Here is an 11,507-nt window from a genome sequence, read left to right as displayed (position 1 = left end):
ATTAATCGCACGATCAGATATATCCCAGCTAGCGTTATCATAACCACAATAAAACTTTTTATAAAGCTGCTTCTAACTTAATAACTCCACTCTTCCCTCAAATTCAAATACAAGACAAATAAAATTTGTTCAACAACCCTCGTTTGAGCAATTGCTGTATCTATGCCTAGCTTCGGTAAAATAATTTCAGCTACCTTCCGCGTCAAGTGATCTCTTTCGTAATCAGGTAACGTAGCGTATCGCTTGCAATACGTCTCAACTAGCTGATAATCTTTTTCTTGCAATTGCCCAAGGAGAAATGGATCAAATGAATAATCATTGATCGTCCAATTATTTAACCTTAATACTTTACCAATTGGGTCGTTTCTCTTAATTTTTCTACTACGTTCACGATCATGAACGACAATCGTTCCCGCCGTTAAATCACCAAGACGTTTATTCTCAGAATGAAAGAGAATCAGTAAGATTCCAGTTAAATAGCTTGTTGGTAAGTTATCAATTATACGCATTAAATTACGGATAATACTTGACAGTAAAGTAAGTCGATGACCATTATCCTTGATTACACGAATACCGATAATCTTCTTGCCTGGTGTTTTTCCTCTCCAGAAAAACTCAAACAAAATGAAATAACTCCACTCAATTAGAAAAACAAGTAGTAAGGCACCAGCTAAAATAAACAGAAAAAGTTGGTCTTCATTAATGGCAAAAAAATGTGATTCAAAAATAAATACGAGACTGAAAAAAAGCACGAGATAAACGAGCACAATAATAAACTGGTCAATCATAAAAGCAGCAGCACGGCTACCTAAACCAGCATAACTATATCTAATTGTTACATGCTCGGGTGTTTTAATTTCAGATTGTTCTAACATATTTTAATTCCTCTCTATTAATCACTCTAAAAAATGGTATACTGTTGATAACCATAATTTGCAAGCAGAAGGTGGTTCAATCGATGAATTTAAAAACATTTATTCAACAAAACCGTAAAGACTGGCAACAGCTTGAGCAGATGATCAACCTATTTAATAAAAATCGAGCAAAACCAACGAATCAAAATATAGAAAAATTTGATCATCTGTATCAAAAAACAGCTCAAAATCTATCCTATAGCCAAACCTTTTTCCCTGACTCTAGCGTGACCGTTCATTTAAATCAACTCGTTAGTCAGGCACATAATATAATTTATCAAACAGAAAACTCATCATGGAAGCAATTAAGAACCTTCTTATTTGAAAAATTTGTTGGCTTATTTCTTGAACAATGGCGTGCTATTTTAATTGCTGCGCTACTATTCATAATCGGTGGTTTAGTCGGTTTTATTATTGTCATTCAAGATCCACTGAATTTAGATATTTTACTTCCAGACATGTTTGCAACAATTGTAAATCCAGAGGAATTAGCCTCTAATGCACAGGCAAATCAAATTGATGGTGCAACGATGTCTGTCGCAATTATGACGAATAACATTAAAGTTGCTATCCTAGCATTTGCTGGTGGGATAACATGTGGTCTTTTAACAGTCTATGTGATGATCTATAACGGCCTATTGGTTGGTGCTCTTGCTGGCGTCTTTTGGCATGCTCGTAGTTCTTATATCTTTTGGGCCTATATTGTCCCTCATGGTGTCATTGAATTATTAGCCATCTTTATCGCTGGCGGTGCTGGACTGTTGATGGGCTATAAGCTGTTAGTACCAGGAAAATTAAAGCGTTCTGTTCAGTTGAAAATTTACGCAATGAGATCTGTTCAACTATTGCTCGGAACGATACCACTATTTGTTATAGCTGGCATTATTGAAGGCTTTATCACCCCAGCGGACCTTTCACTAGAAACAAAATATTTAGTTGCTGTAATTACCTTAGTTGCTTTTGTCGGCTATTTACTATATGGACGCTTCCGTCAATTAAAGCACACCACGGTTTAACTGATCAATATAATACGATACTGTCGTTACAGCTAAATTATCAGCCTTGGCTTCGATTAAATCGAGGCCAAGGTTTTTCCACTTGAGCATTTCCCTACGGTTCGATAACTCAATTTGCTGTGCAACAGTTTTTCTCATCGCCTCATAAATAGAATTTGGTTGTAGAGCAATATTTCGTTGCTTCCACTCATCCTTGATGCCAATGCCAATAAATAAGTGCCTTTTTTTCAACTGCTTGATCAAGAACAAAGTTTGCTTATCTAAGAAAAATTGATTAACATCACTAAATAATATCACCATACTCCGCTTCGTTTGTTCAGTTCGAATAAATTGAACTGCAGCTAAATAATTTGATTCAGTTGCTTCAACTTTCAACGAATAAATTGCTTGTAAGATCGTTTGCAGGTGGGATAAGCCCTTCCCTGGTGGAACATAAACATTAATATCCTTCGCAAAAGCAACGACAGAAACATAATCACCATGATCTAATGCTGCTGTTGCAACAGTTAAGGCCGCTTCAATACTTCTTTCTAGCCGGTTACCTTTTTCTAATTCGACACCCATCATTCTGCCACAATCAATCATAATGATAATTTGTTTACCATGCTCTGGCTCATACTCATTTACCATCATTTCATTTAATTTTGCTGATTGATGCCAGTTTATTTTTCGTGGATCATCACCAACGACATATTGACGCACTTTAGCAAATTCGCCCGATCCAGACACTTGCTTGCGAATCTTTGACCCTTCATGAAGCAAATATTTCTGCGCACTAGATAAGTAATCACGAGATTCTGATAGATTAGGAATAACTTTAATCGTATTTTCTATTACAAACATTCTTTGTTTTTGCCATAAGCCAAATAAACTTTGATAACGAAGATAGACATTCTTAATCGGAAATAAGCCTCTTTGATTTGCTTGAACTGGCTGATCGATTGTTAACGTCTGATTTGCTTCAATTGTCGTCAAAGTCGGTCTGGTTGTTGAAATTGATTCCGGCAAATCATCTGTCCAGATAAACTGAGCTGGTTTATCCCCTTTATTTGTGATGATTAGTCGCAAGCTCTCCTCTTGATGACGTTCGACTTGTTTGGGAAGACTTCTTTCAAGCGTAAGTTGTTTTCGATTTGGCGAAAATAACAAATCTAACAAACTAAGAAGTAGGACACTTACTATGACACTAGCAAAAATAATTAAATTAAACCGAAAAAAGCTAATCACAAATAAAATAAGACCTAAACTTGAGATTAAATAGATTAATCGTTTTGTTGGAATAATGCCTCTATCTTGGAACAGGAATCGTGCCCACAATTGACGCAATGATATTGTCAACGTCTGTTCCCTCCACTTCTGCATAAGGAGATAATAGAATTCGATGGCGTAAGCAAGGACGAACAACCTGTTTTACATCATCTGGTGTCACATAGTCTCGACCAGCTAAATAAGCCCATGCTTGTGCTGTTTTCGCAATAGCAATAGCAGCACGTGTACTTGCACCATATTGAACAGCTTCCTGTTCTCTCGTTTTACGGATGATTTCTACTATATATTGTTTGACTGAATCCTTAATCTCTACACCCTTAACATCTTTCTTAACTTGACTTAAACTTGCTTCAGTTAATAGTGAAACGGGCATCTGTCCTGTTTTTGCTTCATTTATCACATTCGTTAATACTTGAGTTTCTGCCTCTAGGTTAGGGAAATCAACGATTAGCTTCATCATAAATCGGTCTTGCTGTGCTTCTGGAAGTGGATAAGTTCCCTCATATTCAATTGGGTTTTGAGTCGCTGCAACAAAAAACAAATCTGGTAATAAAAATGTTTCACCTTGAATGGTGACTTGCTTTTCCTCCATCGCTTCCAAAAGTGCAGCCTGTGTCTTTGCTGGCGTTCGGTTAATTTCATCTGCGAGTAAAACATTTGTGAACACAGGTCCTTTTAATGTTTCAAATTGACTTTCTTTCATATTAAAAATTTTACTACCCGTAATATCACTCGGTAATAAATCCGGTGTAAACTGAATGCGATTAAATTTTCCACCAACTAATGTTGCTAACGTTTTTACCATCTTTGTTTTACCAGTTCCCGGGACACCTTCAATTAAAACATGACCATCAGCTAACAAAACCGTTAATAAGTAGGTTAAGTTTTCATCTTGTCCGATTATTCTCTCTTGATATTGCTCCATTAATGAAGTTAATTCTGCTCTCATTTTGCTTCCACCCTTCTTTGAATCTGGTCAATTCGTTTCGTCCATTCTAGAAATTCCTGTTTATTAACATGACCTGAATCAAGTACAGCCTCTAATTGGTCAATAAATTCTTTGATTGATTTATCGGTATAATCAACTAATAACCGTTGTAAAACCTGTTGATAATCGCTCATATCAGTTGAAGTCGGTATACCTACTCGTTCAAAAATCGTCAACTTTAAAAAATTTACCTGAGTCATGAGTGCTTCATGGAAATTGCGCCCTTTAATTTGCCAATTAGCTAATGCTCGAATCCGTTCATCTCCAAATCTAACCTCTTGTTCACGTAGACTTAGTGCAGGTCCAAATCGCTTACCTTTAAGCCATAAATACATCACTACTAATGTTATTAAAATCATACCTAACAAGAGAATGGGATCTGGTGTAATATCTAAAACAGTTAGTTTAGTACCTGTTAAGTAATGATATGTTTCAAAATAAAGCCGATCAAAATCTTTATCACTTAATACACTTGCGATAATTTCTAAATGATCCTCGGCTAAAATCAATTCATTTGTAAACCAACTAGGTTCAATCATCTGAATGATTTCCCCTGAGCCAAATGACTTACTCAGCGCAATGACACCATAATCATCAGTAATTAAAATCTGATCATCTGCGCTAGGGCTTAACCTAATCCACGAATTTAATTCAGCCTGATAAAGCTCACCATCCACATTAATCGAGCCTGACTCATCTAATAAACTCACTGGCTCTATGTTGAACGGAAAGAGTTCAGTATGTTGATCCGCCACGATAAAAATTGTACCACCACGATCCACAAAATTTAAATAGTGATCAATCAAATGTTGTTCCATCAATAATGGCGGACCAAACAAAAACAGTGCGATATCGCCATCAACTTTTAATTGATTTGGATGTTTAGTAAATCGCTCTACTGGAACACTTAACGTTTCTAAAGATTGATAAAACGCTTTTGTACCATCTGGTGCAGGGGAATCTACACGATACGCCGGATATTCTTCTAATGCTGGCTCTGCTAAATAAAAGCTTGCTATGATTAATAGACCTATTAGACTTAGGAATAATAAAATTGATTTTTTCTCGCTGATAAATTGCTTAATCATCTTATTCCTCCTGTTTAAAAGCCTGAACTTGCTTTACATATTTCTCATAAGCCGCATTGTCAACTTGCCGATTACCATAAGTTGTTGCTTCAAAGTAAATAGCTAGTTGATAAAATTGTTCTGCTTTTTCTCTGCTCATACTTTTAATCTCTTGATAATAGTCCCAATTTGTTTTCCAACGTTCTACTTTTAACCATTGCATCTGATCCAATTCATATAATAAAATTAAAAATTGAAACCTAACAGATGCTTGATAATTATGCTTTAATTCTGCTTCTTCAAGTAAATTTTGATATTCCAAAATCGAGACACCGTTTATTGTGATTTCCTTTAATGGTTGATGACGTTTCAACTGCTTGCTTCTATGAAAATTTCTAATTAAATAGATTGCTAAACATACAACGACCAACATCAGCACAATTAATATAACTGCAACAATTAAGTCACCAACTGAACTAGAAGGTGTTAAGCCATCAAACCATTTATTTATCAGCTCTAATACCCATTCCTTAATATAGTCCCAAATCCGCTGCAGAATATTTCGGTTATCTTGATAATAAGCTTGATATTCTTTACTATTCAATATTTTTTCCAGAGTAGAATGCCAAGTTTCAACTTGAGTCATTGATTTCCCACCTAACTTACTGGATTAATTATTTTCACTGATATTGATCGATCATTTGTTTTAAATCATTACCAGACTGACGTACCTTTAAATCAAAGTAAATGACTGCTGTGCCCACCGCAAAAATCATTGATGTAAAAACACCGACTATACTAATAATTAATGAATACAAAATACTTAATCCTAAGAAGATTGATAGGACCTCAACCGCAGAGCTAATAAATGTTGTAATTAAAAATAATGTAATATAAAGACCGAACGTCATCCAAGTGCGACCTTTAGTTAATTGAAAGCTCTCTGATAATCCAGGTGCCCGATCAAATAAACTAATCGGTAAATAGAAACTCCATCTAGTAATTAATAGCAAGCATCCTAATAGCGCGCCTAATAATACTAAAATCATTAATAAACCTACTAAAATACTTCCTGCTGTAAAGCTATAAACAATTAGTCCGACTCCAATGCCTATAGGGATAACAAAGACAAAAAATGTGATAAGACCAAATAAAATATAACTACCTAATAATGGCCAAAACCGCGTAAATGATTGTTGGACAATTTCCTTGAGCTCATAATCTTGGCTATTTTTAATCTTTTTAACTATTAAATATACTGTTGCTGTTGCAAGCGGATAAATAAACAGACTAATAAGCAAAATAATTAGATTACCAGTTATTTCAGTTTGGTCAAATAATTCTACGTCAGTGACTGCATACGTGTTAATAAATTGCTCAATAAAATTCTCACCTTCAGCAACATCACGAATTAATCCTCTTCCAGACATAATCTGTACAATTAGCTGCGTAATGATCACAGGACTATTAAAAGCTAATAGTAATAAAAATAACTTACCAAAGTGATCCTTAATAATACGAAACGTTAAATCTAGAATCTCACCAAACTGTTTAGGCCTTGAAAATATATTATCCATCTGTCTGATCTCCTTTTAAATTTCATATTTATTTAATTATATGAGTCTATTTCATAATACAAAAATCTAGTTAAGAACACGAACAATTACAAATGAAAATGCAATATCATACGTAAATAAAGAAGCCTAATCAAATGATTAGAACGGCAGGCGACGACTCCAGTGGGAACAATCGTGTCCGAAGATCCAGTGATAAAAGCTTGGAAAGCTTTTATCAATTAGCTGAGTTTAACGAAGGCAAGCTAAAACCGTCACGTCGTGTGACGACGCTTGCATGACCTACATCCTGTAGGCCCGAAAGCGTCCGCCTAGAGTGGAAATCACCGCGTCACCTGTAACCCAATTGTTCGTGTTTTATAGCCAATTAAGTCATTATGAAATTCATTCACATAAATCATGTAAATAATTGATACGAGATTAGATAAAATTGGTTCTCTTTCAAGTTTAAATTTAACAAGATTAGTTGTCAATGTTTGTAACTTTTTTCTTTGTTAATCGTCTGTATAGTAAAGAACATAAAAAAGGGATGAGTATATTGCGCCGAATTATTTATTCAACCTTTATCCTATTATTAGTTGTCAGTTTATTTGGTTGTCAACGCGGTTTAGATCGTGATCCAGATCTTACTGGTTATGTTGTTGAGATTGCTGAAAATAATATTTTAATCGCTAGCGAAACACCAGTAGATTTAAGTAAAAATGGCGGAGTATCTAATTACTATGACATGGTTTGGTTTTCTAACCCGCCACACGATCTAAGTTATGGTGATAAAGTGAATATTTGGTATGATGAGATTCAAGACTCGTATCCAAGCCGTTCTACTATAGTTGAATATACGATTATAGAAGACATTTCCCCTAATGGAGCAAAATTTAGTGAATCTGAAGTACTAAATAAAGTTTTATCACAACTTAACAGTAAACCGAGCGAACTATTTGCCGTACATGAGACACGCTATAATTCACAAAATAAGACGTGGCAAATTAGCTTAATGGAAATTTGGACTCAAGAAATCCTTACAATTGAGTACTCAGAGCTAGAATCATAATAAATCTAGTAAACTTCCCATTTTAATACAGAGAGAAAAGCCAACAGATTTTCAAATCTCAGAAACTAGACATTTTTTTAATTTAAAGTGCGCTAGTTCACAAATCGTTCACTCATTCCTCCGTTAAATCTGCTATAATAGATACATTGCATGTGGGTGTAATTATTCGGAGGTCATAATGAAAAAGAATCGTTGGCTTATAGCACTGTCTGCTATTGCCATCCACCTGTCAATTGGATCTGTATATTCTTATAGTGTTCTTAAAAATCCAATCTTAGAACAAATCGGGTGGAGCGACAAAACAGTTACAGTTGCATTTACTATTGCAATTGCGTTATTAGGTACTTCTGCTGCTCTATTTGGTAAGTCAGTGGAAAAATGGGGTCCGAAAAAGTCTGCGATTATCGCGGCTATTTTATTTGGCTCTGGACAACTGATCACCGGAATTTCACTAGCAACAGAATCATTGTTTTTATTTTATCTTGGCTACGGCGTTATTGGCGGAATGGGTCTAGGTTTAGGCTACATTGCTCCGGTATCCACTCTCGTAAAATGGTTCCCAGATAGGCGTGGTTTAGCTACTGGAATGGCTGTTATGGGATTTGGAGCGGGATCTTTAATTGGTGCTCCTATTATAACCGGGTTAATTGAAACGGTTGGATTATCCAATACGTTTTTTATTTTGGCTGCAATTTACTTCACCTTAATGTTTAGTGGTGGATTATATATTGTTAGACCACCGGAAAATTGGATGCCAGCTAATAAAACCGTGACAAAGACGAAAAAGCCTGACCTTGTTCAACCTAGCTTACAGCAACTTAAGGCTAGTGAGGCAATCCGAACAAGTCGATTTTGGTTGTTATGGGTAATGATGTTTATTAATATTTCAAACGGAATTATGTTAATTTCCGCAGCCTCACCTTTTGCTCAATCAAAAGTTGGCTTATCTGCAACTGCAGCAGCTACAATGGTTGGGATAATGGGGTTATTTAATGGTGGAGGCCGAATTGGTTGGTCTGCATTTTCTGATTTTCTGGGACGTAGTAACGTATTCCTGATGTTTTTTAGTGTTCAGATCGTGCTAATGCTGACACTTCCTAATGTGACGAATGCGTTGTTGCTACAAATATTATTATTCATTGTTATCTCTATGTATGGTGGTGGCTTTGCACTACTCCCTGCATTTATCAGTGATCTGTTTGGTACAGTCGAACTTGGAGCCATTCACGGATTATTACTAACATCATGGTCGTGTGCTGGAGTATTTGGACCATTACTTGTTGCATTCATTAATGATACAACAGGCAGCTATAATGCAGCATTTTATATTTTTGCTGGATTGCTTGCTGTTGCCTTTGTCGTATCAATTTTAATGAAACGTAGCATTAAGTCAATCAGCACAGCATCTCACAAAAAAGTAAGTTAATTTTTATATTATAAGCCCACAGCAACAAAAATCACCCAATGATGATCATTGGGTGATTTTTTATTTGAACAATATATAGCATTGGTGAGATTAAAACTCACTAACGTTTTTTCTGTCGTTCTTGTCGATGTAGCTTTACAGCTAAGACGCCAATTGTTGAGAAGAATTGTCATAGTTCGAATTGAAGGGATTAACAACTAGATCAAGGTACTATGCAAAGTCAAATACGGTTATCGTAATTTTTATAATTTCAAGAAACGAATGATGATTCACTTCAAGTTTAAAGCAATAGAAACAAATTCGAGAAAAAAATGCAAAAAGAAACACGATATGAAGCAGCCAATTATTTTAGAAGTGAAAAACAGCAGGTGAAATACACGAGACTCCTGCGGGAATAGCACGAGCTGAAGATCCACTAAGGCAAGCGCTCTTTGCTTGCCTTAGTTAGCTGAAGCCGTGCCCGCGGAAACATACTAAGATTAGTAGTACAAGACCTAGGCCAGGTTTTGTGCTACTATTTTTTTATAGTAGAAGTGAAGTAAAGCCGAATCACGCTAAGGACCTTGAGTTCGACGATCGGAAACTGGCTAACTTCACTCCCTTATTTGAATCAACTTAGTATGTTGGGTCCCCAGAGACCGTGTATAAGAAAGTGGAATCGATAAGGTAAAGTGGAGACTTCTACAAAAATATTAAGGAGGAGAAGAAAATGAGATGCGTTATTGCTTTCGACGTTAGTCGAAAGAGTAGTACCATGGCCGCTTACAACGAGCAAGGTAACTGTGAATTTGAAGGGAGGTTAATTCATTCAAAAACGGGATTCTCTAATTTAAGTAAAATCATTAAAGATCTAAGTGAAAAGAATAATTATACCTTAGAATTTGTTTTTGAAGCGACTGGAGTATATTCGGCTGCTTTAGAACGATTCTTACGAGAGAATAATCTCGTTTATTATTCTTTAAATCCTTTATTAGCACACCTTAACACCCAATCTCTAAGAAGAAACAAAACAGATATAAGTGATGCGCATCAACTGGCTAAGAATCATTTTAAAAACGATTATTTCCAAACTTATCGCGAAGATTCTTATTACGAACAGATGCGTACAATGTCACGTCGCTATGATGAGATTATGAAAGAGAAGATTCAGTACAAAAATCGACTACATGCATCATTACAATTATCTTTCCCAGACTTTGATACGGCTTTTATTAACAAATCAAAACTTTATTATAATCTTGTACAAGTATTCCCTCACCCAAACTTGATATTAAAACGATCTAAAACAGTTATTAAAAATCGTATTAAAAAATGCACTAAGAAAAACTATTCATTAAAAAAGTTAGAGGAAAGAGCAATTTTATTGATTGAAATCGCAAAGGATTCATTTCCAGCAGTTGATGAAACAGACTATTCTTGTGAGTTAGTAAGGGATTATGCCAAGAAAATATTAGAGATGGAGGAAGAGCAAGATGAAATCATTCAAAGAATGACAGAAATGTCAAAAGACCGTAAAGAATACAGGATCCTTCGGTCATTTCCCGGAATAAAAGATAAATTAGCCTGTAGAATCATAGCTGAACTAGGGGATTTAACACGTTTTAAAAATAATAAACAACTAAATGCATACGCCGGTATAGATATCGTAAGATATCAGTCTGGAAATATGGAGTATAAAGATCGTATAAATAAACGAGGTAATAGTAGACTGCGTGGTATTTTGTATTTTATGATTGTCTCAATGCTTTCTGCTAAAGGAAAACAAATAAATCATTTAGTTGATTATTATTATAAATTAAAAAAACAACCCTATAATAAGCATCATAAGGTTGCAGTAGTCGCTTGTATGAATAAATTCTTGAAAGTCGCATTTCATCTTATTCAAAACGACCTATTGTATGATTATGAGAAAGCTTCAAGCCAACAATAATCATACTATGATTTAATTATAACACAATAGACCTTGAAAAAAAGACAAAAAACACAAGGTCTATTCGAAGTGCAAAATTTTAATTAATTCCCGGAGGGGTACCCCTCCGGGAATTAATTAAAAAAAGGAATTTAAACACTTGACTAAACGTAAGAAAGCGAGTGTATTTCACCTGCGGTGAACAAGTTGTATCTTTATTAAAACTAATATAAATTTATTCTCGACTAATTATAAAACCTACCAACACTATTTGACATTGAACCATTTTTTAG

10 protein-coding genes are annotated in these 11,507 nt (G+C 35.1%); 4 read left to right on the top strand and 6 right to left on the bottom strand.

From position 1 onward, the window contains the following. Positions 1 to 77 precede the first annotated feature (77 nt). Positions 78 to 875: an RDD family protein gene (locus AXY_RS03075; RefSeq protein WP_015009325.1), complete on the bottom strand. Its 798-nt coding sequence runs from the start codon at positions 873 to 875 to the stop codon at positions 78 to 80. 83 nt (positions 876 to 958) lie between these two features. On the opposite strand from AXY_RS03075, the gene AXY_RS03070 reads away from it, so the two are divergent. Next, positions 959 to 1,930 carry a stage II sporulation protein M gene (locus AXY_RS03070; protein ID WP_015009324.1) on the top strand — a complete coding sequence of 324 codons (972 nt, stop codon included), beginning with the start codon at positions 959 to 961 and terminating at the stop codon, positions 1,928 to 1,930. Here the strand turns inward: AXY_RS03070 and AXY_RS03065 are convergent. From AXY_RS03065 to AXY_RS03045, 5 genes are read right to left on the bottom strand one after another with little or no spacing between them, the layout of a single operon-like run. Beyond that, complete coding sequence (locus AXY_RS03065; RefSeq protein ID WP_081585425.1) at positions 1,910 to 3,292, bottom strand: DUF58 domain-containing protein; 1,383 nt, start codon at positions 3,290 to 3,292, stop codon at positions 1,910 to 1,912. The two genes, AXY_RS03070 and AXY_RS03065, sit on opposite strands and share 21 nt — an antisense overlap. Further along, complete coding sequence (locus AXY_RS03060; protein WP_015009322.1) at positions 3,219 to 4,148, bottom strand: AAA family ATPase; 930 nt, start codon at positions 4,146 to 4,148, stop codon at positions 3,219 to 3,221. The genes AXY_RS03065 and AXY_RS03060 overlap by 74 nt, the downstream gene beginning before the upstream one ends. Continuing rightward, positions 4,145 to 5,275, bottom strand: a complete 1,131-nt coding sequence (locus AXY_RS03055; protein ID WP_015009321.1) for a DUF4350 domain-containing protein — start codon at positions 5,273 to 5,275, stop codon at positions 4,145 to 4,147. The genes AXY_RS03060 and AXY_RS03055 overlap by 4 nt, the downstream gene beginning before the upstream one ends. A gap of 1 nt (position 5,276) precedes the next feature. Next, positions 5,277 to 5,900, bottom strand: a complete 624-nt coding sequence (locus AXY_RS03050) for a hypothetical protein (protein ID WP_015009320.1) — start codon at positions 5,898 to 5,900, stop codon at positions 5,277 to 5,279. 34 nt (positions 5,901 to 5,934) lie between these two features. After that, the gene (locus tag AXY_RS03045; RefSeq protein ID WP_015009319.1) at positions 5,935 to 6,831 is read right to left on the bottom strand and encodes a hypothetical protein; all 897 of its coding nucleotides are present in this window, start codon (positions 6,829 to 6,831) and stop codon (positions 5,935 to 5,937) included. A gap of 469 nt (positions 6,832 to 7,300) precedes the next feature. On the opposite strand from AXY_RS03045, the gene AXY_RS03040 reads away from it, so the two are divergent. From AXY_RS03040 to AXY_RS03030, 3 genes are all read left to right on the top strand, one after another. Continuing rightward, complete coding sequence (locus AXY_RS03040) at positions 7,301 to 7,879, top strand: DUF3221 domain-containing protein (RefSeq protein WP_041450091.1); 579 nt, start codon at positions 7,301 to 7,303, stop codon at positions 7,877 to 7,879. Between the two features lie 178 nt (positions 7,880 to 8,057). Continuing rightward, entirely contained in the window at positions 8,058 to 9,305 is a 1,248-nt protein-coding gene (locus AXY_RS03035; protein ID WP_015009317.1) for an L-lactate MFS transporter, read from the top strand. A gap of 709 nt (positions 9,306 to 10,014) precedes the next feature. Next, positions 10,015 to 11,235: an IS110 family RNA-guided transposase gene (locus AXY_RS03030; RefSeq protein WP_015009316.1), complete on the top strand. Its 1,221-nt coding sequence runs from the start codon at positions 10,015 to 10,017 to the stop codon at positions 11,233 to 11,235. The last annotated feature ends 272 nt before the right edge of the window (positions 11,236 to 11,507 follow it).

The sequence above is a fragment of the Amphibacillus xylanus NBRC 15112 genome (assembly GCF_000307165.1).
Classification (GTDB): Bacteria; Bacillota; Bacilli; order Bacillales; family Amphibacillaceae; genus Amphibacillus; species Amphibacillus xylanus.
The sequence above is the reverse complement of the archived record's forward strand: the minus strand, read 5'-3'. Positions and strand labels throughout refer to the sequence as shown.